Source organism: Corynebacterium sp. H128 (assembly GCF_037482625.1).
Taxonomy (GTDB): domain Bacteria; phylum Actinomycetota; class Actinomycetes; order Mycobacteriales; family Mycobacteriaceae; genus Corynebacterium.
Genome location: NZ_JBBHKW010000002.1, coordinates 99,146 through 123,859 on the forward strand (window position 1 = coordinate 99,146; position 24,714 = coordinate 123,859).

Genomic DNA, 24,714 nt, shown 5'->3' on the forward strand with positions numbered 1-24,714 from the left:
AGCTTTATACGCGCTGATTCTTCCCTACGCATACCACGCCACCAGCGGAGATGGTGAAGCGGGAGGCATCGCGCTCGTGGTCCACGCCGATGAATTCTCCTTCGGAGACGACCACGTTCTTATCGAGGATTGCATGGCGCACTACGGCCCCCTTGCTCACCCGGACACCTGGCATGAGAACTGCGCCTTCAACGGTTGCGCCTTCTTCTACCACCACGTTGTTGGACAACACAGAGTTGCGTACAGTGCCACCGGAAATGATGCAGCCGGATGCCACCATCGAGGATTGAGCTATGCCGCCTTGCACAAACTTTGCTGGCGGGAAATTTCCATCCTCTGTGGAGTGGATCGGCCAACGTCGGTTGTACAGGTTGAACACTGGTAGCACGGAAATGAGATCCATGTGGGCTTCATAGAAGGCATCGATAGTACCGACGTCACGCCAGTAGCCGTTGTCCCGCTCCGTACTTCCGGGAACGTCATTGGCAGAGAAGTCATAGACGTGCGCTTCCCCCTTGTCCACGAAGTAAGGGATGATATCCCCGCCCATGTCATGATCGGAGTCATCGTTGAGCTCATCGGCAGTCAATGCCGCGATCAGTGCATCCGTGGTGAAGATGTAATTGCCCATCGAGGCATAGGTCACCGCAGGGTCATCGGGCGTGCCCGGCGGGTCTGCCGGCTTTTCCAAGAACTCAGTGATGTTGCCGTCTGCATCGGATTGGATACATCCAAAGGCCGTTGCTTCCTCACGCGGAACGCGAATGCCCGCAACCGTCACCGACTTACCGGACTTAATGTGATCATCCAGCATCTGGCGGGGATCCATGCGGTAAACGTGGTCTGCGCCAAAAACGATCACGTAGTCAGGGTTCTCATCGTAGATGAGGTTGAGGGACTGCAAGATGGCATCGGCAGAACCGGTGTACCACCGCTTGCCCAGGCGCTGCTGAGCAGGAACCGGAGTGATGTACTGCCCAGTGAGGCCGGATAGCTGCCACGACTGGGAAATGTGCCGGTCCAGGGAATGCGACTTGTACTGGGTCAGCACGCAGATCTGCATGAATCCGGCGTTGACCAAGTTGGACAGCACAAAGTCAATCAGACGGTATGTGCCGCCAAATGGCACCGCCGGCTTAGCGCGGTCTGCTGTCAGCGGAAATAGACGTTTGCCCTCGCCACCAGCGAGAACGATTGCTAGGACATGTGGTTGAGTTCTCACATCTTCCAACGTAATCGGAAATGAGTCGCTGCGCAGAGCCACGTGAATGTTTTTATCCCGCTTTACTGTCATCCCCACAACTGCCTGCGGTTTTCCAATAAACAGCAAGCAATTCTTAACTTCCAATGACTGTTTTCCGCCCCCGTTTGGCACCACCCGATCGTCGTTTTCCCACATGGTCTGCGCCCACGCACGGGAATGGCTACATTCGGAAGTATGCGAGTTGGAATGATGACCAAGGAATACCCGCCCGAGATCTATGGTGGCGCTGGTGTGCACATTGCGGAGCTCACCCGCTACATGCGCGAAATCACTGACGTTGATGTGCACTGCATGGGTGCACCGCGTGAAGAAGCCAACGTTTACGTTCATGGCGTGGATCCTGAGCTGCAGGACGCTAATCCTTCGATCCAGACTCTTTCGACTGGACTGCGGATGGCTCATGCGGCAAACAATGTGGACGTGGTGCACTCGCATACGTGGTACGCAGGCCTCGGCGGCCACCTGGCTGCCCGCTTGTATGACATTCCGCATGTAGCAACTGCGCATTCCCTAGAACCCCACCGACCATGGAAGCGGGAGCAGCTCGGTGGCGGCTACGAGGTGTCTTCTTGGTCTGAGAAGAATGCAATGGAGTACGCAGATGCGGTTATTGCCGTGTCAGCGCGTATGAAAGATTCAATTCTCGATGCTTATCCGCGTATTGAGCCAGAAAAGGTCCGCATCGTTCTCAACGGCATTGACACCGAACTGTGGCAGCCTCGCGCTACTTTTGCTGAGAATCCGGCTTCCGTGCTTAGCGAGCTAGGCGTCGATCCTTCGCGGCCTATCGTGGCATTCGTTGGGCGCATTACTCGCCAGAAGGGCGTGGGCCACCTAGTCAAGGCCGCCAAGCTTTTCGACGACGGTGTGCAGCTCGTCTTGTGCGCCGGAGCTCCGGATACCCCAGAGATTGCTGCGGAAACCAAGGCGCTGGTGGAGGAACTCCAAGCACAGCGCGACGGCGTTTTCTGGGTGCAGGACTTCCTGCCCAAGGACAAGATCCAGGAGATTCTCACCGCTGCAGATACCTTCGTGTGCCCGTCGATCTACGAGCCACTGGGCATCGTAAACCTTGAGGCCATGGCGTGTGGCACTGCCGTTGTTGCCTCTGATGTCGGCGGCATTCCGGAGGTAGTAGTCGATGGCACTACCGGCACCTTGGTGCATTATGACGAAAACGACGCGGCGGGTTTCGAGCGTGGCATCGCCGAAGGCGTCAACAAGATGGTTGCTGACCGCGAACATGCCAAGAAGATGGGTGAGGCTGGTCGCCAGCGTGCGGTCCAAGACTTCTCTTGGGCAACTATCGCCCAGCAAACCGTCGACGTGTACCAGTCGTTGATGTAGCCAGGTCGCCTTAAATCGCAGCGCGCCCGGGGGATTCCCGGGCGCGCTTGCGCTTTCAGCAGCACCGGCATCCCTGCCGCGGGTTATGAAGTGACAGCCCCAGCGGTGGTATCAAACTGGAACACGTTCGCGGAGGTAGTTCCTCCACCCACCTCACGGCAAGATGTTTCTTGTGGTGAATCCGCTGCTCAGGCGATTCCAGTCGCGGAGGGCACCACCCCGGCATAGGGAAAATCGGTACTCTGGAAGTGTCCATATGCCCGACCTCGCTAGCGCAGCGTGCCCGGCTCATTTGAGCTAACGGCATGCTGCTTGGCAGAAGGAAAGTCTATGAATTACTTCACCCATCGTCCGGAACTTCACATCACTCCCGAGCAGGGAGTTCTTAACGCTCCCGCAGGAGTTTTGCGCAGCCACGGCACTTGGCATGTATTCCACCAGTACCAGCCAACCTTAGACTCCCCTGCGCGATGGGCACACCAATATTCAGATCAACAGCCTTTTGATTGGGATATCTGCGATGATGTCATCGCGCCGCTAGCTGGTGAAGTAAAGGTTCGCGCGGGGGCAGTGATCGGTACCCGTAGTGGTGCTGTCGAGCTCTATTTCACCTCGATTACTCCCGAGGGCACGTCGATCCATGTCGCCACGATTGATGACATCGATGAAACCCTGGCCGATATTTCTGACGACGCGCTCTCCGTGGACAAAAATGTGCGTCGCATCGGACAGGTCGTGGGTGACCAAGGTGAATACGTAGATTTCCGTTCCCCTAGTGTGGTGGCACGTTGGGACCACGACGCCGTCAGCGGTGAGCCGCTTAAAGGTTGGTTCATGCTCGCCGTATGTGGCGACCAAGATCATCCACGATTGATGGTGCTTGATTCTTATGATCGGCGTGAATGGAATCTTCGCGGGCCTCTTAGTTTCGACGGCACGTCTGGTCTCGAAGCTGTACAGCGGCTGGTTAGTCCCCGCATCATCCGCCTCCAGGACGAGGTGGATAGCGTGGTGTATGACATCCTCTTGGTCACTATTGAGCATGAAGGCATCGATATCTCGGGTTACTTGGTAGGACAGCTCACCGGCACCACGTTCAAGGTGACGACTTCCTTCACACGACTTGACTTCGGCCACGATTTCACTCGCCCGCGTAATACCAATATTGCACTGCCTGACACTTCGGATTCGCCGGACTTCACCACCGCAAATATCTTCGGCTTGATGAATGGCATCGGCCGCTTTGATGACCCGAGTGCGCACTTGAGCCTTAAGGAAGAAGGCTGGGTGAATTGCCTTTCCCTCCCCCGAGAAACCACGCTACAAAACGGCCTGATCTACCAAACGCCGGCAGCAGGGCTTTCGGCTGCCATCCGATCGTCTGACCGGGCGTGCATGTTCACCGCGCTCATTGATGCCTCTGAAATAGATGCTGAGGTCCGCGTCGAGCTTATCGACGACCAAGGTCGTGTCGCTGCGCTCGTAACTCATCAGGGCGATATTTTGACTCTGGATCGCTCGATGAACCCGAACCACACCGGCGATCACGTTGCTGAAGGCCCCCTGATCGCCTCAGACACGGACGCGATTACCGTGATCGTGGACGGCTCGACTGTGGAAGTTTTCGCCGACGGTGGAGCAATGACCATGGCAAGCCGCGTCTACACCGAGTCCCGAATCGTGGAGTTCCGGGCAACGGCCTACGGAAGTGCTGTCATCGAGCAACAGTCCTCCATTTTCCCGATCGATTAGTCAGTTGATGGAGCGCTACGGCGAAGTCGCGTAATCCGGGCTTTCGCCGTGACGGTCATCTTCTCAGGTAGCGCCGCAATTCGTTCTGCTAGGACTTCTGCGGGAATGTGGCGGGCAGACGGACTCATCCCGATTTGGGCGGCGATCGAATCCCGATCCAGTTCCATCGGGAACTCGATTTCCTCGTCGTTCCCGATTCGCTCGAGGTACCCCTCTGCTTTTTCTAAGAGGTGCTCTACTTTGCCATCTGCTACCCCAATAATGCCGAGCGGTGCTCGAAGTTCATCCAAGTGACCTGGGTGCGCTGTGAGCACAACAACTTGCCCATCCTTCTTCAAGACTCGGGCAAACTCCGCCGGATTACGCGGGGCGAAAATCACGGTCACAATGTCAACGGACTCGTCTCTGATGGGTAACCGCTGCCAAGCATCGGCAACCACTGCCCCAACCCGAGGGTGGCACTTTGCCAGCATTTTTGCCGCTGGTACGGAGATATCAATGCCGACACCACGTGCATCCGCAACATCATCCAAGGCATGCGCTAGGTAGTAGCCCGTACCCGCACCGATTTCCACAATTACTGGATGCTGCTCTTCGCTCACACCACTTTGCTCTAAGGCATGGTTAACGTGTTCGGAAACCGCCTCCACGAAGGGGGCAAAGTGTCCTTGGCCGAGGAAAGTTTCTCGGGCAGCCACCATTGCGACGTCATCGCCCTCGTGTTTGAGCCCACCGCCACCGACAAGGGTGACATAGCCTTGGCGTGCGACATCATAGCTGTGTCCAGAGGCTGCGGTGATGCGGTGTCCGTCGTCGACAAGCTCGAGCGGAGTTCCATCAACTGGGTCTGCGAGGACATCGATAACGTGTTGCAGCATGGGCGATTCTCCTTGTGCTTAAAACGAAAACGAACGCCACAATCTGGTGATTGCAGCGCCGCTAGTAGGTGGTTAGTTAGCTAGACACGTCGACAAGCAAGGCGCCGAGTTCTGCGGCTTCTTCCTTATTGAGTTCCACGACGAGTCGTCCGCCACCGTCCGTGGGGATGCGCATAACAATCTTGCGGCCTTCTTCGACTGCTTCCATCGGACCGTTACCTGTCCTTGGCTTCATAGCTGCCACGATGCGTCAGCTCCCTTTCTTATGCTGTTGTTCTTAACCAACCAGTCTAGGCCAAAACTGCGCCGACCGAAAGGAAAATGCAGCAAAATGGCAGTTCATCACTGTGCCCCGGGTACTCAGGTAACAGGATCAGGCAGTTGGGGTTGGCGAATTCTTCGCGCCTGGCTGCAGCTGCAGTGCGGAGCGTGCTTCCTCGAGCTCTGCAACAAGCTGAGTGATGACGGCATCGACCTGATCTTGGCGATAGCCGCGAATGACAGTGTCAAAGCGCACAGCTGCGAAATTGTGATGGGAAATAGCATCACGATTCAGCTCTTGCAGTGGCAATGTATCCACCAACGGTGGCATGACTTCGCCGCGCCCCAGTAGCTTGCCAAAAACAATGGAGAGCAGGGCAACTACGATCACCAACCCAATGATGTACAACAGCCAGGTCACAGCCAGAACCCCCTATAGATGCGAAAAAGGTACGCGCTTTTCTTAAGAAAGCGTAGCAAGTGGCGGACGATCCTGAGCGCGCGCCACCGTCGAGATGCCCGGGACTCGGTCAAGGACGGTGCGCGTAACCACCTCCGCCATCGGCGCGAGTTCAGCTAATGGCCGATTCCGATGCCGGCGTACTCCGAGATCCACCTGCGCAATCGCAGCAACACCAAAGGTGAGATAGACATCAATGAGTAGTCCGATCTCCACGCCATAACCAGCGGCAAAGTAGCAAGTACGTGCCACCGATGTGCGCAATGCATACTCACCCGATAGTGGTTGCCTGATCTGCGCCAACTCTGGAAACAACGCACGCAGGAGTGGCTTCGCGGTCAGCTCAGTTACGCGACCGCCACCGGTGGGGCTGCTGTGGAGGGGGCGTCGATAATGCGCTTTAACCAGGTGCACCCCAGGGTTCCGAAACGGTTGGATTAAGTCGCGCACGATATGTGGCCGCGGTTCAATCAGGTCAGCATCGATGAATACTACGAAGTCTCCGCGCGCTACATGCACGCCCCGCCATAGCGCCTCGCCTTTGCCCGGACGAGTCGAGTGGATTGGCATCGCTTCCCGCCAATCCACTACACGGGCTCCTGCTTCACGAGCCCGGCGCGCAGTGTCATCCGTCGACTCAGAATCGATGACGATAACCTCGAGTGGGTTGTCTGCGAGCGCCAGCGTTACCACGCGGGCTACTGTGTCTTCTTCATTGAGCGCCGGGATAATCACGCTCGTCCGACTCAGCGTCACACCAAACCTCTCACGCATTGCACCGGTGCCGCAGCTCCGCTGATCGCCCCGGTCATGCGAATCACGTCGACGGTCTCTGCGACGTGATGCGCACGAAAGGCCGCCACTCCGCGGGCTGCAGCCCAGGCAGTAGCGGCGAGAGTTCCAGCGACGCGCTGCTCGACGCTCCTTCCCACTGCTTCACCGACAAAGTCTTTATTCGACAGCGCCATTAAAACTGGCCACCCGGTCGCAACAATTTCATCCACGCGGCGCAAGAGTTCGAGGCCATGGAAGGTGTTTTTCCCGAAGTCATGCGTTGGGTCAATCAGAATTGAATTCTCCGGCACCCCAGCAGCTACGGCGCGTTCAGCTAGTGCAGTGGTTTCCGCTATGACTGCTGCTACCACATCGTCATAATGCACCCGATACGGGCGCGTGCGCGGGATTGCGCCACCGGTGTGGGAACAGACGTAGCCCACTCGGTGTTGGCCAGCGACGTGGAGTAGCTCGGGGTCGTGACCGGCCCAGGTGTCATTGATGAGGGTGGCTCCGGCAGCGATAGCCTGTTCGGCAACGTCGCTGCGCCAGGTATCCACCGAAAGGGTCACATTCGGAAAATGCTGGTGTGCCTGTGCGATGAGCGGCACCACCCTATCGATTTCGGCAGCAGCATCGACGTGCTCCCCTGGGCCGGCCTTGACCCCGCCGATATCAATGATTTGTGCCCCAGCCGCCACCGCATCTGCAACTGCTGCAAGCGCAGCTTCCTCGGCAAAGGTGGCCCCCTTGTCATAAAAGGAATCCGGGGTGCGATTCACAATAGCCATCACCACGGCGAGCTCGGGGTATTCGGTGTGCGCGAAGTTGGAAGGAAGTGCTGGCATTGGGCTAGACGTCGCTACGCCCCGCGGCTACCTCGGACGGGTCCAGCCGGTCACCGGTTGCCAGGCGCCCCTCGCTACGGATCTGCTTGTGGCTAGCCACGATGTACTCGATTGCTTCGTCGACAGAGTCTGTGACCATGAAGAGCTTCGTATCCTTCGCCGCGATCATCCCCTCGGCAACCAAGCGATCTTGCAACCAATCGATGAGGCCGGACCAGAACTGCGTGCCAAGCAACACGATTGGGTAATTCGTGATTTTTCCGGTCTGCACCATGCACAGTGCTTCAAAAAGCTCATCCAGGGTGCCAAAGCCACCTGGTAGGCACACGAAGCCCTGGGAGTACTTCAGGAACATCGTCTTCCGGACAAAGAAGTACCGGAAGTTCAGCCCTAGATCGACCCAGTCGTTGAGTTGCTGCTCGTGAGGTAACTCGATGCCGAGCCCGACTGACAGGCCGCCCGCCTCCGAGGCGCCGCGATTGGGGGCTTCCATCAGTCCGGGGCCACCGCCGGTGATCACTGCGTACCCCGCCTGGACTAACTCCTGGCCTATTTTGAGCCCCTGTTCATAATAGGGATGGCCTTCATGTATCCGGGCAGAACCGAACACTGTCACGGCCAAAGGCAACTCCGCTAGCGCGCCGAAGCCATCAACAAACTCACTTTGGATGCGCAGCACACGCCAGGGATCAGTGTGCAACCAGTCAAGATTGTGCTGGTGGTCCAACAGACGCTGGTCGGTTGTGCTCTCTTGAGGACCGGAATTGCGTAGAAGGACTGGGCCGCGAAGCATGCGCTGTTTGTCCTCCGTTGGGGTTCTGCTTGGAGCCACGATAAACCTTCCTCGACTGGCCGACTATGAAAGTACTGCTCTATCGACGCTAGTCGGTTTCTTGCTGATTCGCCCTTCGAATAGCTCCTGCGAAGTTCTCGGCGTAGGAATTTGTCGGTGAGACAGATGCGAAAGCGAGATATCCGCAGCCAAGCCTTAGACTGGGCTATATGACAATCTTGGGGGCTCAAGCCGACGGAATCGCTAATATCGCCGGGGACGGCACCGTATTGGATACGTGGTACCCGGAACCTGCTTTAGTTGAGCGCACAGCCGAGACGCTGCCGCCAACCGGAACCGTACGCTTGGGCGCGCAAGATCTGAGCCCGCAGATGCTTTCTCTGGTGGGGTTGGACGAAGACCGCATGGTAGAGCAGGTGGCAGTTCGAACCACAATCGCTAATCTTTCGGAGCCTCCCATAGACGCTCACGATGTCTATCTCCGGCTTCACTTGCTCTCCCATCGCAAGGTAACGCCAGGCATGATGAACATGAACAATATCCTGTCTTTGCTTTCCACCGTGGTGTGGACGAATAAGGGACCGTGCTTGCCGACGAACTTCGAATATGTTCGCCAGGCGCTGCGCTCGCGCGGCCTCATCCACGTCTATGCCGTAGACCGACTCCCCCGCATGGTCGATTACGTTGTGCCATCTGGCATCCGTATTGCCGAGGCAGAACGTGTCCGTCTCGGTGCTTACCTTGCACCTGGTACCTCTGTCCTACGGGAGGGTTTTGTCTCTTTCAACGCGGGCTGCCTCGGACCGTCAAAAATCGAGGGCCGCTTGTCATCCTCCGTGGTTATGGGAAAAGACTGCAAGATTGGCTTGAGCGCCGTGCTGATGGGATTGCAAGACCCACATGGTCTCCGGCTCCCCCTCCGCATCGGCGATAGCTGCTCTTTCGGCGTCTCCTCCGGAGTTATCGGAGTAGATCTGGGAGACTACTGCCATATCGGCACGAACCTCGTGTTGGAGCCCGACACTCTGCTCTACTTCCCAGACACAGACTCCTTGGCTCCTGCAAAGACGATCGCGGGCCAGGATCGCTGGGCGGTCACCAAGGAAGCGGGCCATCCGGAACCGGTAGCCCGCCGGGCCAGCATTGATCCCGCTGCATAAAATCGCCGTCACCTCACCCCCACTTTGGGGCAAATGGGACGCGTCGTCCCATTTTCTGGACCAGATTTTCGCATTGACTTGGTGAATGTTATGCATGCACGGAATAGTTGAGCCATGACATCCGTGGATAGCACACAATCAAGCTTGGGTCAGGGCCTGAAAACTCGGCACCTGACGATGATGGGTCTCGGCTCCGCCATCGGCGCCGGCCTATTTCTAGGAACGGGCGTCGGCATCCAGCTCGCTGGCCCTGCCATTCTTCTCGCCTATATCATCGCTGGCATCATCGTCATCTTCGTCATGCAAATGCTCGGAGAGATGGCGGCAGCCCGCCCCGCCTCTGGTTCTTTTGCCACCTACGCTCAAATGGCGTTCGGCCACTGGGCCGGATTCACACTGGGCTGGTTGTACTGGTTCATGCTGATCATGGTCATGGGCGCAGAGATGACCGGCGCTGCCGCAATCATGGGCAGCTGGTTTGGCGTGGATCCCTGGATCCCCGCCCTTGCGTGCGTGGTGTTATTCGCTTTCGTCAACCTGGTGAACGTCCGCGGCTTTGGCGAATTTGAGTTCTGGTTCGCGTTCATCAAGGTCTTCGTCATCATCGCATTCTTGATCATTTCTTTCCTCATGGTCTTCGGCTTGCTGCCAGGAACTGACTTTGTGGGCACCAAGAACTTCATCGGAGATCACGGCTTCATGCCTAATGGCATTGCCGGTGTCGCGGCAGGCCTCCTCGCCGTCGCTTTCGCGTTCGGCGGTATTGAAATCGTCACCATCGCCGCCGCCGAGTCTGAAAAGCCTTCGGAGGCCATCGCAACTGCGGTACGTTCGGTGATTTGGCGCATCTCCATGTTCTACCTGGGCTCTGTTTTGGCTATCACTTTCCTCTTGCCTTTTGATCGGATTGGTGGCGCCGAGTCTGCAGCCGAGTCTCCGTTCACGTTGATCCTTTCTGATGCCGGCATTCCGGCAGTCGCCACCATCATGGAGATAGTGATCGTGCTCGCCCTACTGTCGGCCTTCAACGCCCAGATTTATGGCACCTCGCGTTTCGTCTATTCATTGGCCACCAAGGGCGATGCTCCCGCTTTCTTTGCTCGCCTAAACTCCGCCAGAGTGCCCAACAACTCGGTCCTCCTCTCAATGGTCTTCGCTTTCCTCTCCGTGGCACTGAATTACTGGAACCCAGCCGGCCTGCTGGAATTCCTCCTCAATGCCGTGGGCGGCTGCCTGATCGTGATTTGGGTGATGATTTCACTGAGCCACATCAAGTTGCACCGCGAGATGGATGCCAATGGTGAACTTTCAGTTCGCATGTGGGGCTTTCCATTCTTGCCTTGGCTCACCGTGGTGCTGCTCCTCGGGCTTACTGCGTTGATGCTTTTCGATGCATCGGCCCGTGCCCAGATCACCTCAGTCTCCGTGATTACCCTCGCATTGGTAGCCCTCAGCTTCACCACCAAGAACAAGGGAAAGATCTAGCTTCTCAGTTCCCAGTTGAAAGGGTCGGCGCCAGCATCTTTGGCGGCCGACCCTTTCGCACTTAGCACCTGACCACACTAGGCTTTGTGTGTTATCTCTAACGCAAGAAAGCGAAGGCAACTTATGTCCCAAGAGGCCACCCACTTAGGATCCGGCTTGAAAGTCCGCCACCTAACCATGATGGGACTCGGCTCCACCATTGGCGCAGGGCTGTTCCTCGGCACCGGCGTCGGAGTTAAGGCAGCGGGGCCTGCAGTGCTCGTAGCGTATCTTTTTGCCGGCACGATCGCGGTATTGATCATGCGGATGCTCGGCGAGATTGGCTCCGTGGTACCGGCTTCAGGCAGTTTCTCCGAGTATGCGGAAATGGGCATCGGACGTTGGGCTGGATTCGTTCAAGGCTGGTTGTATTGGCTGGCCACCGTAGCGGTGCTCGGTGCAGAACTTACCGGCGCTGCGACATTTGTCGGTGGCTGGTTTGATGTCGCCCCTTGGCTGCCAGCGCTGCTTTTCGTTGTGTTTTTCGCTGCGGTCAATCTGCTGCGGGTAGGAACCTTTGGCGAATTCGAGTTTTGGTTTGCATTCATCAAGGTTTTTGTCATTCTCGCCTTCCTTGTTATCGGCGCACTGCTCATCTTTGGGCTGTTGCCGGGTCATGCCGCGCTGGGCACGAGCGTTTTCCTGCAGGACGGCTTCATGCCGAACGGCATCGGCGGCGTAGCGACGGCCATCCTCGCCGTCGCTTTCGCCTTTGGCGGCATCGAGGTCGTGGCCATCGCAGCCGCGGAGTCTGAAGATCCTGAACGTTCTCTCATCGGTGCAGTACGAAGCACAATCATGCGCATTTCAGCGTTTTATCTCGGTTCCGTTCTGGTGATCACTTTTGTGCTACCTTGGGCATCCTTGGGCAAAGCTAAAGGTGCCGCAGACAGTCCGTTCACCCGCGTGCTGGAGACAGCCGGCTTGCCGGGCGTGGCGACGGCCATGGAAGTGGTGATCGTCCTCGCATTGTTATCTGCCTTTAACGCCCAGATCTTCGCTAGTTCCCGAATGCTCTTCTCTTTGGCGCGCCGCGGCGAGGCCCCTAAGGTGTTTGCTCGCGCTTCAGTCCAAGGCGTCCCACTGCCCGCTATCATCCTCTCTATCGTCCTGAGCGTGGTGATGGTCGCGTTGAACTTCGTGGACACTGGCTGGTTGCTGACCTTTATGCTGAACTCTGCTGGCGCTTCCCTACTGATCGTGTGGGCGTTCATCGCTGTCTCCCAACTTTGTTTACGCCCGCGACTCGAGCGCTGCTACCAGCTGTCTGTTCGGATGTGGGCTTACCCAGTGCTCACCTGGGTAACTATTCTCGCACTCGCTGTTCTGGCGGCCCTGATGTTGAGCAATGCCGATGCACGCGCCCAGCTCGCCTCCGTTGCGATCATGGTGACGGGGTTGTTCATTGCAAGTCTGATCAACGCAAAGGTGGCGGGAGCATCGCCCTGGCAGAAGCGGGCCTTACCCGCTGAATAGTTCCCCGCTAATCGCCGCTGGTTCCACAGTAAAACTGGAACCGGCGGCCTTTTTAGTAGACATAATGCAAACTATCCTTTACACTATGACTACAACACTAATTACATAGTAAGGAGTTGGTTACATAATGGTGGAAGAACTTACCGCCAATATGGTGCGCAAGCTAAGGCGCTGGAATGAGCTCTCCCAGAGCGACCTGGCTGACAAAGTCGGGGTTTCCAGACAGACAATCGCCAACATCGAAAAGGGGAACTACTCCCCTTCCGTCCATCTCGCCTTAGACATCTGCCACGTATTGAACGAAACAGTCGAGCGCGTCTTCGGCCGCGAACAAGAAGGGAACTAACACAATGAGTCTCAACGATCGCATCATCGAGCGTTCAGAGAAGTACTACGCCGATGAGTTTGAAAAGCTCCAAGCCCATAAGTCAGCCACCGTGGGCAGCTTCTGGAGCTCAATGTCCTGCATAATTGTCGCCCCGATCCTGGCATGGAGCCTTCCGGATGAGCTAGTAAACCTGTCATTCCTAGCGCTTTTACCTAGCTACGTGGGGATCTTCACCAGCAACAGTTGGCTCAAGCGCAGTGTGGTACGCCCGAAAATCCAGGGCTTTAAGGACCTGTGGCGCTGGGAATGGGCGCTCATGGTTGGCGCACTCACCGCGTGGCTCGCAGCACTGTTTTCTAACCACGAAGGCGATGCCGCTTACGCCGTCGGTGGCATCGTCGGAGCAGTGGCCACGGCACTGGCGTTGGCGTTCCTGATTCCAATCATCACTCAGAAACTCCACGACAGGGACCAGGTCCGCCTGGATGCAGAGCTGGAGGATTAACTAGGGGTTTCAGACAGCACAATGTGTGTGGGCTTCCGGGTACGGAATGCCCACAGCTTGTTCACGATGAAATTCACCGGCATAGCAACCAGAATCGAAATCGCCTGCGCCCAGTAGAAGCGGTTCTTCAGCCCAGAGGAATCGTCCAGAAACTCCGGCAGCGCCAACGGCGAGGTCGGATTGAGCATCAGAGTAGTAACAAACATCTGCACCAAGAAGGCCAGTAAACCTGTGGCTAAAAACGGGAAGAATCCCCGCAGCCAACTACGCTTCTCCAGATTTCCAAAGGTCCACGACCTGTTGAGCTGATAGTTCCAGAGATTGGCCACCAAGAATGCGATGGCCTGGAACACGTGATAACCGCGAATATTGAAGGGCGTGCCCACTATGTCAATGACAGCATCGTGGTATGCGGGCCCGCCCGTCCACAGCGAGATCTTCATGGCAAGCGCTGCTACCAACAGGTTCACGGGAACGCCAGAGCCGCCCACGATGCCAAACTTAATGAATTGGCTGGTGTTCGTCTTAAGACGATCGCGAAACACTGGAACGCTTTTACTCAACAGTCACTCTTCTTACACGGCGGACAGGACATATCCGTTAGATCCTACTACCCGACCTGCCAAAACCCGGGATCGGCAAGCTGTGGCATAGTCCACACCTTAGGCTCGTAATTGGGATAAATCCCCAGTTCAAGCTGAGAAGCGCACAGTTTGAGTTGCTCAGAATAGTTATAGAGTTGCAGCTTTCCCGCAATCGGATAGGTATCATCGCCTTCAATCGGCGCCCCAAGAAATGCACACAGCGCCCGCAATTGATGCGTGAACCCGGTCTGTGGCTCCAATTCCACCAACCGTCCACCCACTGTGCGCACCCGAGTCACCGTCATAGTGCCAGACCCCACCTCGACTGCCCTTTTACCAGGCTGCTTCCGCATCGGCACCGACACCGTCTGCCACTCCGCGAAGCCCGCCAGTGGCCTGGTAAGCAGCGCATGATAGCGCTTGCGCACTGTTCTTTGCGCAAATTGTTGCTGGTAAAAGCCCCTGGTCGCCGGATCGCTCGAACATGCCAGCAGCCCACTAGTCATGCGATCAAGACGATGCAGTGGCACTATTGCGTCGTTGCGCAGCCGGATGCGCAGGCGGGTCTGCACCGTTTCACGCTGGATCCGCCCATTGCTAGTCGACGGCACAAACCCAGGTTTCGCTACCACGACCAGCCCAGGAAGCTCGTCCACAATCACTTCCTGAAATGGGATTGTGGGCTCGGGTGGAACAACCGGATGAAACCACGCCAGTACGGGACGTTCCAAAACCGTACCAGCAGGAATAGCCTCGCCGAAGGCAAAGGGACTATCTCCCGCGCGACCAGCCACATATTCAGGACAGTCAGGCACTACCCCGCTGAGCATGACCCGCTGCGGGGAGATTCCCTCGCGCGCAGGGAGCGGACAGTCACGCATGAAGCTAAGTCAGGATACGCTCGACAGCTGCTGCGATTTCCTCGTCCGTCGCAGACAGGGCGATTCGAACGTGCCGTTTGCCCTTGGGGCCGTAGAAGGAACCGGGCGCTACCAGAATTCCGCGCTCAGCGAACCACGCCACCGTCTCCTGGCAATCCTCTCCCCGAGTTGCCCACAGGTAGAGGCCGGCTTCCGAGTCATCAATGTCAAACCCAGCGGCAATGAGCGCCTTAAATAGTGCCAGTCGGCGCCGAGAGTAGCGAAGCTGCTGGAGTTGTTCTTGTTCGTCGTCGCAAAGCGCTGCGATCGCCGCTCGTTGCACCGGCCCTGGCACCATAAAGCCAAGATGTTTTCGCGCCAGCCCGAGCTCCGCAATCAAGGCGGGATCGCCGGCGAAGAATCCGAAACGATAGGACGCCAGGTTGGAGGACTTAGACAAGGAATGCAGCGCCAACAGACCAGTGAGATCGCCGCCATTGACCCGGGGATCCAGAATTGAGATCGGCGGATTCGTATCAGACCAGCCCAGACCGATGTAGCACTCATCGGAGCAAACAATCACACCGCGCTGCTGTGCCCAGGAGACCACCTTCTTCAGGTGTTCTAGGCCAAGCACCTTTCCGGTGGGGTTTGACGGAGTGTTGAGGAACAGCAGCGCTGGGGTTGCCGGTCCGAGCTGGGTCAACGAGTCCGCCCGAATCACGCGACACCCGGCAGTCAACGCGGCAACTTCATAAGTCGGATAAGCCACTTCAGGGATGACCACCGTGTGCTGAGCACCGAGGCCCAACATCAATGGCAATAATGCCACTGCTTCTTTAGTCCCGACCACGGGAAAAAGATATTCGGGTTCCATTCCCGGAACATTGTGGCGACGTGCCAGCCAGTCGACTGCAGCTTCACGGAGACCGGGGATGCCTTGGGTAGGCGGATACCCCGGGGCGGCTGCCGCATTGCTGAGTTCCAGCTGAATGCCCGGCGCGATGGCGTCGACAGGCGTGCCGATCGAAAGGTCGACCAAGCCACCGTCGAACTGGGCTGCCTTTTCCTTCGCTGGAGCAAGAGTGTCCCAGGGAAATTCCGGCAGCCTGTTGCCAAGAGGAACGCGCGGGCTAGCAGGCATTATTCAGCAGCCTGCGGTGGAAGCTTGGCGACGAGTTCTGGGTCGAAATCTTGTGGGCCGAGCTTGGCGGCACCACCTGGTGAGCCAAGGTCATCAAAGAATGCAGCATTGGCATCGTTGTACTCGACCCACTCATCAGGGACATCATCTTCATAGAAGATAGCTTCAACTGGGCACACTGGTTCACAGGCACCACAGTCTACGCATTCGTCCGGATGGATGTACAAGGAACGCTTGCCCTCATAGATGCAGTCAACAGGGCATTCTTCGACGCAGGCCTTGTCCATTACGTCGACGCAAGGTTGTGCGATGGTGTAAGTCATTTGTTTCTTTCGAAAATCGGTACCCAGGAGTGGGAGATGGATTCTATTGTGCCACTTGCGGCTTGAACGTCGGCCACAGACCCCCGGCGATTCCGGCGGCCAGTAGCGCTAAGCTGCGTGGGTTTGACCCCACTAGGATATCCCCTGAAAAGCTCACCCAGAAAGTCAGTGTGAGAAAGCCCAGGATCCATGCAACTAGTGGGATGAAAAACACGCTGAAGTTTGTAGACCATAGGCGAGCCGTCTTGGTGAGCACCATGTTGAAGAGGAAGGCGATGAGGATCGGATACGGCAGTGGCACATGCTGCCCGCTAGGCAGAGCGATCCAGGTACCTAGGTAGACAACTTCTAGCAGCACACTCATCAACGCGCCCAGCGTGAGCCACAACATGCCAAAGACGACTTCACCGCGCGAGTGATCGGAGTAAACGAAGGGCTTCTGATCTACCACGACACTCCCCCAGCTAGCTCGGAAAGTACGGTCCCCTTAGCGACGGGTGTTCCGGCGCCGATTTGGTAGTACTCGCAGCGCAAGAGGGGCTGTGCGATGAGGTTACTCAGTGCAAATACCGCGAGCGCATTGTTGGTCTGACGCAAAGTGGCGGTAGCGGCGAGCGGGTTTACCGCGTTCATATCACCGTCGGCGATCCACAGCTGAGTCGGGTGAGCTTTCATCGCGCGGAGTTTCGCGGCAACAGCAACATCGCTGAGCTCCAGCCGCACATCGTGCCTATCGACGGCCGCAAGTTCCCCCGCAGCAGCGTGCCGCCACCCTGTGGGGATCTCGCTAATGTCTGCAAGCCCAGCTTCAAGAGCGTGGCGATCCGTCACTGCCCAGTAAATCCGCTGGATTTCATGGTGCTCAGCCGCAGCGTGCGTAATCTCGTGCGCCCGAATATGGTCAGGATGACCATAGCCGCCGTCTGGCCCATAGGTGATCGCGATGTGGGGCTTGAGGGCGTCGAAAAGCTCGCTGAGCTGCTGCACCGCGACATCGCCGGAATGGATAAACGCACGGGGTGAATCATTGGCGGGGTCACCGATCATTCCGGAATCACGCCACCGACCAGCACCGCCGAGGAAAACACCCCGGACATCTAGGTGCCGCAGGGATGCCTGCAGTTCTCCGATGCGAAACCCACCTAGTTGGTCGGCTTGATCGGCAACGAGCTGCTGGAAGGGCTCACCAATAACTTCGCCCTGTTCACCAAGGGTGCACGTGACCACCGTGACATCGGCGCCACGATGTGCGAGATCGGCCAATGCACCGCCGGTCCAAATGGCCTCGTCATCTGGGTGTGCATGCACCGCAACGACGCGAAGCCCCGTCAAATCCCGCATCATTTCTCTTTCCATTTATGCGCGGTGGACAACACTGAGGAGTCCGCCACCACGGGCCACTGGTCCAATTGAGGAGCAGGACCTACAATACCCGAGCTCAACACGTCTACTCGCTTATCTCGCATGATCGGAAGCGAGAGCATTTCGGCACTGTTCAGCTCTGTCACATACGCATGGATTTCTTCCTTCGACGCATTGCGGGCTAGTGCCTCAGCGAAGTATTGTTCGGTGTTCTTGTCGCACCACATTGACAGGTTGTCCGCGACGATACCCTCAGTCGCGCAAGAATATCGGCCCGCAGCTGTGAGCGCATCATCGGGTTGACGTTGCCACCCTACAACTAAGTCCACTTCCCCCTTGGAAATCCGCTGCGCAGTAATATCTTTAAAGTCCGTTTGGATGATCTCTACGCTGAAGCCAGCCCGGCGCAGCATGTCTGCGATTGCGATCGCACCATCCCGGGAACTGTCCTCTGCAGGATCCACCGCAATTTTCAAAGGGCGACCCAAGAGCTGCTGCGCGCTTGCTATTGCGGCCTCATCCCGCGGGAGTGGTCCCGCTTGGTATGAATCTGCCAGTGCCAAATCGGAGGATCGGCCGGCGGCGAGCCGGGCCGCCAGCGGCACGTCGATCGCGGACGCGATGGTCTTGCGCAGACTTGCATCGTGCAGAGTCGCAGTATTAAAACTCAAACCAAGTACTGAATCCCGATCCAACGTTCTTACCTGCAGCCCCTGGGCTAGTCGCAACGAATCCAAAGTAGTCTCAGCCGGGGTCAGATGCGCAAAACTCAACTGGCCGGTGCGCAGCATCTCAGCAGCCTGACTGACATTGGTGGTTTCTCGGAAGGTCAACAGTTCCACGTCGGCGGTATCTTTACCCCAAAAACGGTCATTTCTCGCAAGTTCGATCACGCCACGACGCCGATCGATGGTGCGCACCATATAGCGACCCGCAGAAGCTGGCACTTGCGTTGCCATCACTCTGTCAAAGGACTCCGTGCCGATGGACAGTAGGTGGCTAGGCAGAAGATTTTGAAAAAGCTGTTGCCAAGCATCGATGCGCCGACTGAAGTCAACGGTCACGAGCTTGCCGCCTTCGTAGGTGCGCACGTCTTTCATTGCCTGGTAACCCGCCGGATCGATCACGCCGGGTTGAGACCTGAGGTTGCTCCACAGGTAGTGAAAATCCGCTCCGGTGACGGGCGAGCCATCGGACCACTGTGCTTCGTTCTTGATCCGGTACTGCACTGTTTGCACAGCGCCCGGACTCGGCTCGATTTCCGCAGCCGAAACCAACAGATCGGAATTCATATCACCGTCATAAAAAGCGCTCGGTAGCACGAGTTGCGCAAGCGATTGCACGAAAGCCGAATCATCTGCAAGCAGGTGCGGGTTGAAACCATTGGTCACCGTATCAATACCGATCACCAGCTCTTCCCGATTCTTCTTATCCGCTGGCACCTCTGGAGTCACCGTCACCTGCGTAGTGGTCGGCGCGTCCTCTTGCTGGATGGGGGCGGGGCCAGGCTGCGCGGCACAGCCAGCAGCAAGCGTAGCGACGGCAACAGCAGCGCCAACTCGAATCGAAGGAAGCTTCATTTCTCTATTGTTACCACGCTGCGTGGGTTGAGCTTGTGACCAAGTAACACAATTGTCACACCGCCTAAGACTAGGAGGCTTAGGGCGACCCGGAGTGAGCTGACCGAAGCGATTGCGCCGATGATGGGGCTCGCCGTCAAGAAGCTAATCCGCATCAGCCAGGAAACGAGTGTCAGACCGGCGCCAGCTGAGACTCCCGGGAGCGCTGCACCAGCAGCGAAAGCACTGGGCACGATGGTCGCACACCCAAAACCCGCAAGACCTAAGCCTAGGTACAACAGGGCTGTCCCTTGGCTGAATATGGCAAGCACCGCGCCTACCGTGATCAATGCACCACCGAACTGCGCGATTCTGACTCTCCCCCAGCGGTTAATCATTGGGTCTCCGGCAAAGCGGCCGATGCACTGCGCGCTCAGCATCAAAGTCAAGGCAATACCTGCGTCAGCTACTGGCACCCCAGCCAGTTGGTGCGCGATCAGTGGTGCCCAGCTGTTCGCGACTTCCTCCACAATGGTGCCACTCATAGCTACCACCACGATGGGCAACACTAGCCAGAGCGTTTGTAAGTTTCTGGGTTTGCCCGCTTTTTCCTCCGCGACGTCGGCAGGCAGCGCGCCCGTCATGCGCGCCCCCACTGTGGCCATGACGACCGCAACCACAGCTGCTAGCAACAAGTGATGCATCATGGCGACTTCGCCCACAGCAAGGGTGGCCGCCGCCCCGCCGAGAGCGGCGCCCAGACTCCACATGGCGTGGACACTAGACATGATCGAAAATCCGACTTTGTCCTGTACCTTCACCGCTGCCACGTTCTGCGCTACATCCACGATTGGATCCACAAACCCCAGGGCGAGCAATAACACTGCCAGCATCAGCCCACTGCTCAGTGTGCCACCCAAGCTCAGTAGAGCGGCCATGACAGCCGTTGCGCCGATAACCGTGTTCTGGGGCCCAAACCTCTTTACCACCGGAGCTGGGACAGCGGAAGACAGGATCGAACCAAGCGCGAAGCAGGCAACGGTGAGGCCGAAGGTGGCCTCGGAGAGCCCCCATTCCCGCATCAGGGTCGGGTACCAGGGCAACAAGCTCGCAAAAAGTGCGCCGTTGCTTGCAAACATCAGCCCAACGCCAATGACAGGGGTGAGTTTTAAGGAATCCATTAGCAGCCAGTGTATGAAAAAATTCCCCCGCCGGAAACGGCGGGAGAAAGAAAAGCAAACTACTTATTCAGCTGCTTTTGACGGGACCGGGCGCGGTTACGCTCGGTCGCGTTGAGGATCACCTTTCGGACGCGAATGACGTCAGGGGCAACCTCGACGCACTCGTCACCGCCACAGAACTCCATGGCTTCTTCCAGGGAGAGGTTGCGCGCTTTAGCCAGCGTCACCGTAGCGTCCGCGTTTGCGGAACGCATGTTGGTCAGCTTCTTTTCACGCGCGATGTTGATGTCCATGTCTTCATCGCGGTTATTAGCGCCGACAACCATGCCCTCATAAGCTTCGGTGCCTGGCTCAACAAAGAACTGGCCGCGGTCAGCAAGCTGGGTCAGCGCGTATGCGGTGATCTGGCCGGTACGGTCAGCAACGAGAGAGCCGGTTGCGCGTCCCTTGATTTCGCCAGCCCATGGCTCGTAGCCCTCGGAGTAGTGGTTAGCGATGCCGGTGCCGCGGGTTTCCGTCATGAAGGTGGTACGGAAGCCAATGAGGCCACGGGCAGGAATCTTATATTCCATGCGTACCCAGTCGGAGCTGGTGTTATCCATGGACAACATCTGCCCCTTACGAGCAGCCATGAGCTGCGTAATCGCACCCTGGTACTCGGATGGGGTATCGATGACCATGTGCTCGTATGGCTCGTAGGTCTTGCCATCGATGATCTTTGGCACAACCTGTGGCTTACCTACCGTAAGTTCAAATCCCTCACGACGCATGGTTTCCACCAGGATGGACAGGGCCATTTCGCCACGCCCCTGAACTTCCCAGGCGTCCGGGCGCTCAGTCGGAAGAACGCGCAGCGACACGTTACCGATCAGTTCCTGGTCCAGGCGAGCCTTGACGACACGGGCGGTGAGCTTATCGCCACCACCGCGGCCAGCCATTGGGGAGGTGTTGACGCCGATGGTCATGGAAATTGCGGGCTCATCGACGGTGATTCGCGGCAGCGCCACTGGGTTGTCAATGTCGGCGAGGGTATCGCCGATCATGATCTCGTCAATACCGGAAATGGCAGCGATGTCGCCTGCGATAACTTCATCAGCTGGCACACGAGTCACGCCGACAGTACGCATAAGTTCGGCGATTTTAGCCGTCTTGATGTGCTGATTGCCCTCGGAATCGTAATGGATCCAAGAAACCTGCTGCCCCTTCTTCATCTTGCCCTTGAAGATACGGATCAGACCGATGCGCCCCAAGAAGGTAGAAGAGTCAAGGTTGGTTACGTGTGCCTGCAGCGGTGCATCCAGCTCTGCAGAAGGCTCTGGGAGGACGTTATAGATGACGTCGACAAGCGCGTCCATGTTCTCGGCCTCAGGAGCGTTGCCATTGCCGGGGTTCTCGGTGGAGCATTTGCCCTCTCGGCCAGAGGCGAAGAGTACTGGGAGGTCAAGGAGCTGTTCAGCTGCTTCGGCGGCCTCTGGGTCTTCGATGGTCGCCGCGAGCTCGAGGAGCAGGTCCTGGGACTCTTCGACGACCTCGTCGATACGTGCGTCGGGGCGGTCCGTCTTATTCACACAAATGATCACTGGCATCTTGGCAGCAAGTGCCTTGCCGAGCACGAAACGGGTCTGCGGCAGTGGACCTTCAGAGGCGTCGACAAGCAGCACCACGCCGTCCACCATGGACAGTGCGCGCTCCACCTCGCCGCCGAAGTCGGCGTGGCCAGGGGTGTCGATGACGTTGATGATCAGGTCATGACCATCTTTGCCGGCCCCCTTGCGGCGGATGGCGGTGTTCTTGGCCAAAATGGTAATGCCTTTTTCGCGCTCCAGATCACCGGAGTCCATGACACGGTCGGTAACTTCGCCGTGGTCGCCGAATACGCCGGACTGCTCCAGCAATGCGTTGACAAGTGTGGTCTTGCCGTGGTCAACGTGAGCGACGATGGCTACGTTACGGAACTCTGTTTGTGTCACTAGCGAAAATCTCCATCAAACTTCGGGCGTGACCTGTCTATTTACAGGGCACATACAACGGGACTCAAGCGTACTCCTCACCTACCCTTCAGCGCACCTTTTAGGTTCAGGCGTAACGGCGCCGTGACTTTTCCCGACACCTTAGTTAGAGGGACCACCCGGAAGTTTGAAACTGAAGGGGCAAAAGTAGCGTTTTGTTGCTAGAGTGCAAACTGTGACTTTTGAGGTCGCTACCCCCTATGAGCGAAAGAGAGACTATTTGCCGTGCGTGCACTGACCCGCAGACTCGCCCCAGCGATGTTCGCACTACTGCTGAGTGCAGCCGTAGTGCCGCCTGCGCACGCCACGCCGCTTACCTCTTCCCCAGTTGACCACCTCGGTCGCCCAGCGCCACACATCCTCCAACAAATGGAGAACTTTGCAGGTCAGCCTTGGGTGCCTGAGGATGTACGCAACGCACTGCTCGCAGCAGTCGGTTTCTATCGAGACGGCGGCGAAGGCGGGGTGCCTTTGCCCGAAGGCGGACCGAATATCAACCAGTTCATTTGGCCCACCGTCTCAGCTAGCTGCATCAACGGTAATCTTTCCGCCACTGGCACAGCCATCGCAGTGCCAGGCCCAGCAGAACTGCCCCTTCCCGGAGCCAAAGCCGGAGAAACCGCCTTTGTCTTCACCGCGCTAGGAACTCCGGCGGCTGCGAAAGAGCAAAGTGGCATGTTTGTCCACTGGGTCAATCTCAACACTTTCCGTGTTGGGGTCACTCCGCTCACTAACACCGGCCTTAACCCGGAAGGGCCAGCCACTCTGACCGGTGTTGCAGGGACCGGATCCGGCCAGGTATTGGCATGGCTCGACGGTGGCGTAACACTCACCGACGACGCCGGTGCACCCACCAACACCTGCAATTTCGCCCCAACCGCTACCTCATTCTTCGTTAGCTAGCCTAAGGAATCGATCACAATGACTGAACTCCACCCAGTGAAGCAAGAGACCTTTGACGTCCCCGCTAACACCAACATCGACCCAAAGGGCTTCCTACGCGAGGTCGACACCTACTTAGAGACCGAATTCGGGCTCTACATGGCCCGCGGTGCCAATCATCCAGAATTCGGCTACTTGGAGAGTTGGCTCCTTCCTTCCCTGAGTGTGCGAGTGAATAAATTCCACTACCGCCCCGGCTACGAGCGCAACCAAGACTTCTATATTGATGTTGCAGCTATCACCGTGTCAGACGAAAAGTGGCACACCCGCGATTACTACGTGGATCTCATCTCCGTGACCGGCGAGCCGGTGGAGGTAGTGGATATCGACGAACTCGCGGCGGCAACCTCAGCAGGCATTATCACCGCCGATGAGGCAGAAAAAGCCATCGAAACGACCCTATCCGCCGTTGATGGCATTACCCGCGCTGGCGACGACGCCATGGGCTGGCTCACCGCCCGCGGCATCGAACTGAGCTGGGCACCAAGCGTCACTCTGCTGCCAGCATCATGAGCGTCACCGTCTATCACAATCCACGCTGCTCCAAGTCTCGCGCAGCACTGACATATCTGGAAGATCACGGAATCGTCCCCACGGTAGTCCACTACCTCAAGGAACCGCTAAGCACGGCAGAGCTGGCCGAATTGTTCAAAGAAGCGGGCATCAGCCCACATGACGCCATTCGTCGCGGCGAGCCCGTATACCAGGAACTAGGCCTTTCCACCGAAACCTCGAACGAGGATGTCCTCGCCGCAATGGCAGCACACCCAATCCTGATTGAACGCCCGATTGTGCGCACCCTGAAGGGCGTCCGCATTGCCCGGCCCACAGCGCTGATAGCCGAGATCATCTAGTCTGCCCGGGGATCAGCAGACCTCAAAGTCCGCGATACTCCGACAATCAAGCACCACGTCCGGGGTCGGCAGCTGCGCGAAGTGCGCCTGCTCTTGTCGCGCCCACATCTCCCACCACTGCGCAAACTCCGGATCCCGCGCCAGCGCCCGTTGCCTTCTTATCGATGCTGGGCAACGCAACACAATGCTGAGTACCGCGCCCCGGAGATTGGCAGCGCGGAGAGTGTCTGTTGTCAACGCCCCCACGCCTTCCAGCACTAGTGGCTCATCGACATCCACAGGCGCCCAATCCCCGCGACTTCCTGCCACCCAATCCCACCTAAAGAACCCAGGATTCTCCGTCCGCAACACATCGCTGGCAGCAAGACGAGAACCTGCAGCCAAACCATTCCAGCCCGGATACAGGTCATCCATGTGGACCAATTGCCACCCCAATTGGCCTGCTACCCGCTGCGCAAAGGTTGTTTTTCCAGACCCGGAGCGTCCGTCGATCAAGATAGTGCGAGTACCTGGCGGCAGTTTCATC

27 protein-coding genes are annotated in these 24,714 nt (G+C 57.5%); 10 read left to right on the forward strand and 17 right to left on the reverse strand.

All coding sequences use genetic code 11. The features are described from left to right. Positions 1 to 4: 4 nt before the first annotated feature. The gene (glgC, locus tag WG915_RS02340; protein ID WP_339563759.1) at positions 5 to 1,222 is read right to left on the reverse strand and encodes a glucose-1-phosphate adenylyltransferase; all 1,218 of its coding nucleotides are present in this window, start codon (positions 1,220 to 1,222) and stop codon (positions 5 to 7) included. A 216-nt stretch (positions 1,223 to 1,438) separates the two neighbouring features. Between glgC and glgA the strand changes: the two genes are divergently transcribed. Together glgA and WG915_RS02350 are read left to right on the forward strand one after the other, a co-directional pair. Then, positions 1,439 to 2,611 carry a glycogen synthase gene (gene glgA, locus WG915_RS02345; RefSeq protein WP_339563760.1) on the forward strand — a complete coding sequence of 391 codons (1,173 nt, stop codon included), beginning with the start codon at positions 1,439 to 1,441 and terminating at the stop codon, positions 2,609 to 2,611. Positions 2,612 to 2,941: 330 nt separating this feature from the next. After that, a complete protein-coding gene (locus WG915_RS02350) occupies positions 2,942 to 4,363 on the forward strand; it encodes a GH32 C-terminal domain-containing protein (protein ID WP_339563761.1) in 1,422 nt (473 codons plus the stop codon). Here WG915_RS02350 and WG915_RS02355 read toward each other — a convergent pair. The 6 genes from WG915_RS02355 to WG915_RS02380 all read right to left on the reverse strand — a co-directional run bounded on the left by WG915_RS02355 (position 4,360) and on the right by WG915_RS02380 (position 8,416). After that, complete coding sequence (locus WG915_RS02355; RefSeq protein ID WP_339563762.1) at positions 4,360 to 5,241, reverse strand: methyltransferase domain-containing protein; 882 nt, start codon at positions 5,239 to 5,241, stop codon at positions 4,360 to 4,362. The genes WG915_RS02350 and WG915_RS02355 overlap by 4 nt on opposite strands. A gap of 76 nt (positions 5,242 to 5,317) precedes the next feature. Further along, complete coding sequence (locus WG915_RS02360) at positions 5,318 to 5,485, reverse strand: DUF3117 domain-containing protein (protein WP_339563763.1); 168 nt, start codon at positions 5,483 to 5,485, stop codon at positions 5,318 to 5,320. Positions 5,486 to 5,614: 129 nt separating this feature from the next. Then, on the reverse strand, positions 5,615 to 5,923 hold the full coding sequence (locus tag WG915_RS02365; protein ID WP_339563764.1) for a DivIVA domain-containing protein: 309 nt from the start codon (positions 5,921 to 5,923) through the stop codon (positions 5,615 to 5,617). Positions 5,924 to 5,965: 42 nt separating this feature from the next. Next, positions 5,966 to 6,736 (reverse strand): glucosyl-3-phosphoglycerate synthase, encoded by a 771-nt coding sequence (locus WG915_RS02370; RefSeq protein ID WP_339563765.1) that lies wholly within the window; start codon positions 6,734 to 6,736, stop codon positions 5,966 to 5,968. Further along, complete coding sequence (gene folP / locus WG915_RS02375) at positions 6,715 to 7,584, reverse strand: dihydropteroate synthase (RefSeq protein WP_339563766.1); 870 nt, start codon at positions 7,582 to 7,584, stop codon at positions 6,715 to 6,717. Before folP ends, WG915_RS02370 begins: the two co-directional genes overlap by 22 nt. A 4-nt stretch (positions 7,585 to 7,588) precedes the next feature. Then, positions 7,589 to 8,416, reverse strand: coding sequence for an LOG family protein (locus WG915_RS02380; protein ID WP_339563767.1), 828 nt, complete (start codon positions 8,414 to 8,416; stop codon positions 7,589 to 7,591). Between the two features lie 170 nt (positions 8,417 to 8,586). Here WG915_RS02380 and WG915_RS02385 point away from each other — a divergent pair, with 170 nt between their 5' ends. The 5 genes from WG915_RS02385 (at position 8,587) to WG915_RS02405 (ending at position 13,370) form a co-directional block, all read left to right on the forward strand. Then, complete coding sequence (locus tag WG915_RS02385) at positions 8,587 to 9,537, forward strand: DapH/DapD/GlmU-related protein (RefSeq protein WP_339563768.1); 951 nt, start codon at positions 8,587 to 8,589, stop codon at positions 9,535 to 9,537. Between the two features lie 123 nt (positions 9,538 to 9,660). After that, positions 9,661 to 11,022, forward strand: coding sequence for an amino acid permease (locus WG915_RS02390; RefSeq protein WP_445227771.1), 1,362 nt, complete (start codon positions 9,661 to 9,663; stop codon positions 11,020 to 11,022). Between the two features lie 123 nt (positions 11,023 to 11,145). After that, positions 11,146 to 12,537, forward strand: a complete 1,392-nt coding sequence (locus tag WG915_RS02395) for an amino acid permease (protein ID WP_339563770.1) — start codon at positions 11,146 to 11,148, stop codon at positions 12,535 to 12,537. 127 nt (positions 12,538 to 12,664) lie between these two features. Continuing rightward, on the forward strand, positions 12,665 to 12,883 hold the full coding sequence (locus tag WG915_RS02400) for a helix-turn-helix transcriptional regulator (protein ID WP_339563771.1): 219 nt from the start codon (positions 12,665 to 12,667) through the stop codon (positions 12,881 to 12,883). A 4-nt stretch (positions 12,884 to 12,887) separates the two neighbouring features. Beyond that, positions 12,888 to 13,370 carry a hypothetical protein gene (locus WG915_RS02405; protein WP_339563772.1) on the forward strand — a complete coding sequence of 161 codons (483 nt, stop codon included), beginning with the start codon at positions 12,888 to 12,890 and terminating at the stop codon, positions 13,368 to 13,370. Here WG915_RS02405 and WG915_RS02410 read toward each other — a convergent pair. The 9 genes from WG915_RS02410 to typA all read right to left on the reverse strand — a co-directional run bounded on the left by WG915_RS02410 (position 13,367) and on the right by typA (position 22,353). Next, positions 13,367 to 13,915 (reverse strand): GtrA family protein, encoded by a 549-nt coding sequence (locus WG915_RS02410; RefSeq protein ID WP_339563773.1) that lies wholly within the window; start codon positions 13,913 to 13,915, stop codon positions 13,367 to 13,369. The genes WG915_RS02405 and WG915_RS02410 overlap by 4 nt on opposite strands. Before the next feature lie 65 nt (positions 13,916 to 13,980). Beyond that, positions 13,981 to 14,835 carry a pseudouridine synthase gene (locus tag WG915_RS02415; protein ID WP_339563774.1) on the reverse strand — a complete coding sequence of 285 codons (855 nt, stop codon included), beginning with the start codon at positions 14,833 to 14,835 and terminating at the stop codon, positions 13,981 to 13,983. A 4-nt stretch (positions 14,836 to 14,839) separates the two neighbouring features. Then, entirely contained in the window at positions 14,840 to 15,958 is a 1,119-nt protein-coding gene (gene dapC / locus WG915_RS02420) for a succinyldiaminopimelate transaminase (protein ID WP_339563775.1), read from the reverse strand. After that, positions 15,958 to 16,281 carry a ferredoxin gene (fdxA, locus tag WG915_RS02425; protein ID WP_339563776.1) on the reverse strand — a complete coding sequence of 108 codons (324 nt, stop codon included), beginning with the start codon at positions 16,279 to 16,281 and terminating at the stop codon, positions 15,958 to 15,960. The genes dapC and fdxA overlap by 1 nt, the downstream gene beginning before the upstream one ends. A gap of 43 nt (positions 16,282 to 16,324) precedes the next feature. After that, on the reverse strand, positions 16,325 to 16,672 hold the full coding sequence (locus WG915_RS02430; protein WP_339563956.1) for a hypothetical protein: 348 nt from the start codon (positions 16,670 to 16,672) through the stop codon (positions 16,325 to 16,327). A 53-nt stretch (positions 16,673 to 16,725) separates the two neighbouring features. Further along, complete coding sequence (mshB, locus tag WG915_RS02435) at positions 16,726 to 17,622, reverse strand: N-acetyl-1-D-myo-inositol-2-amino-2-deoxy-alpha-D-glucopyranoside deacetylase (RefSeq protein ID WP_339563957.1); 897 nt, start codon at positions 17,620 to 17,622, stop codon at positions 16,726 to 16,728. Then, positions 17,622 to 19,223: an ABC transporter family substrate-binding protein gene (locus tag WG915_RS02440; RefSeq protein ID WP_339563777.1), complete on the reverse strand. Its 1,602-nt coding sequence runs from the start codon at positions 19,221 to 19,223 to the stop codon at positions 17,622 to 17,624. The genes mshB and WG915_RS02440 overlap by 1 nt, the downstream gene beginning before the upstream one ends. Continuing rightward, positions 19,220 to 20,383, reverse strand: coding sequence for an MFS transporter (locus tag WG915_RS02445; RefSeq protein WP_339563778.1), 1,164 nt, complete (start codon positions 20,381 to 20,383; stop codon positions 19,220 to 19,222). Before WG915_RS02445 ends, WG915_RS02440 begins: the two co-directional genes overlap by 4 nt. Before the next feature lie 59 nt (positions 20,384 to 20,442). Beyond that, positions 20,443 to 22,353, reverse strand: coding sequence for a translational GTPase TypA (gene typA, locus WG915_RS02450; protein ID WP_339563779.1), 1,911 nt, complete (start codon positions 22,351 to 22,353; stop codon positions 20,443 to 20,445). A 264-nt stretch (positions 22,354 to 22,617) separates the two neighbouring features. On the opposite strand from typA, the gene WG915_RS02455 reads away from it, so the two are divergent. From WG915_RS02455 to arsC, 3 genes are read left to right on the forward strand one after another with little or no spacing between them, the layout of a single operon-like run. Then, positions 22,618 to 23,295 carry an Rv1157c family protein gene (locus tag WG915_RS02455; RefSeq protein WP_339563780.1) on the forward strand — a complete coding sequence of 226 codons (678 nt, stop codon included), beginning with the start codon at positions 22,618 to 22,620 and terminating at the stop codon, positions 23,293 to 23,295. 18 nt (positions 23,296 to 23,313) lie between these two features. Then, entirely contained in the window at positions 23,314 to 23,847 is a 534-nt protein-coding gene (locus WG915_RS02460; RefSeq protein WP_339563781.1) for a DUF402 domain-containing protein, read from the forward strand. Further along, on the forward strand, positions 23,844 to 24,188 hold the full coding sequence (arsC, locus tag WG915_RS02465; RefSeq protein ID WP_339563782.1) for an arsenate reductase (glutaredoxin): 345 nt from the start codon (positions 23,844 to 23,846) through the stop codon (positions 24,186 to 24,188). Before WG915_RS02460 ends, arsC begins: the two co-directional genes overlap by 4 nt. Before the next feature lie 12 nt (positions 24,189 to 24,200). Here the strand turns inward: arsC and WG915_RS02470 are convergent, their stop codons facing one another. After that, a complete protein-coding gene (locus tag WG915_RS02470; RefSeq protein ID WP_339563783.1) occupies positions 24,201 to 24,713 on the reverse strand; it encodes a hypothetical protein in 513 nt (170 codons plus the stop codon). Position 24,714: the final 1 nt, after the last annotated feature.

Bases quoted from the DNA above. Each gene is read 5' to 3' on its own strand.
- glgA (WP_339563760.1), top strand. From the start codon at position 1,439: ATGCGAGTTGGAATGATGACCAAGGAATACCCGCCCGAGATCTATGGT.
- WG915_RS02350 (WP_339563761.1), top strand. From the start codon at position 2,942: ATGAATTACTTCACCCATCGTCCGGAACTTCACATCACTCCCGAGCAG.
- WG915_RS02355 (WP_339563762.1), bottom strand. From the start codon at position 5,241: ATGCTGCAACACGTTATCGATGTCCTCGCAGACCCAGTTGATGGAACT.
- WG915_RS02370 (WP_339563765.1), bottom strand. From the start codon at position 6,736: ATGCGTGAGAGGTTTGGTGTGACGCTGAGTCGGACGAGCGTGATTATC.
- folP (WP_339563766.1), bottom strand. From the start codon at position 7,584: ATGCCAGCACTTCCTTCCAACTTCGCGCACACCGAATACCCCGAGCTC.
- WG915_RS02385 (WP_339563768.1), top strand. From the start codon at position 8,587: ATGACAATCTTGGGGGCTCAAGCCGACGGAATCGCTAATATCGCCGGG.
- WG915_RS02395 (WP_339563770.1), top strand. From the start codon at position 11,146: ATGTCCCAAGAGGCCACCCACTTAGGATCCGGCTTGAAAGTCCGCCAC.
- WG915_RS02400 (WP_339563771.1), top strand. From the start codon at position 12,665: ATGGTGGAAGAACTTACCGCCAATATGGTGCGCAAGCTAAGGCGCTGG.
- WG915_RS02405 (WP_339563772.1), top strand. From the start codon at position 12,888: ATGAGTCTCAACGATCGCATCATCGAGCGTTCAGAGAAGTACTACGCC.
- WG915_RS02415 (WP_339563774.1), bottom strand. From the start codon at position 14,835: ATGCGTGACTGTCCGCTCCCTGCGCGCGAGGGAATCTCCCCGCAGCGG.
- dapC (WP_339563775.1), bottom strand. From the start codon at position 15,958: ATGCCTGCTAGCCCGCGCGTTCCTCTTGGCAACAGGCTGCCGGAATTT.
- fdxA (WP_339563776.1), bottom strand. From the start codon at position 16,281: ATGACTTACACCATCGCACAACCTTGCGTCGACGTAATGGACAAGGCC.
- WG915_RS02430 (WP_339563956.1), bottom strand. From the start codon at position 16,672: ATGTTGTGGCTCACGCTGGGCGCGTTGATGAGTGTGCTGCTAGAAGTT.
- mshB (WP_339563957.1), bottom strand. From the start codon at position 17,622: ATGCGGGATTTGACGGGGCTTCGCGTCGTTGCGGTGCATGCACACCCA.
- WG915_RS02440 (WP_339563777.1), bottom strand. From the start codon at position 19,223: ATGAAGCTTCCTTCGATTCGAGTTGGCGCTGCTGTTGCCGTCGCTACG.
- WG915_RS02445 (WP_339563778.1), bottom strand. From the start codon at position 20,383: ATGGATTCCTTAAAACTCACCCCTGTCATTGGCGTTGGGCTGATGTTT.
- WG915_RS02460 (WP_339563781.1), top strand. From the start codon at position 23,314: ATGACTGAACTCCACCCAGTGAAGCAAGAGACCTTTGACGTCCCCGCT.
- arsC (WP_339563782.1), top strand. From the start codon at position 23,844: ATGAGCGTCACCGTCTATCACAATCCACGCTGCTCCAAGTCTCGCGCA.
- WG915_RS02470 (WP_339563783.1), bottom strand. From the start codon at position 24,713: ATGAAACTGCCGCCAGGTACTCGCACTATCTTGATCGACGGACGCTCC.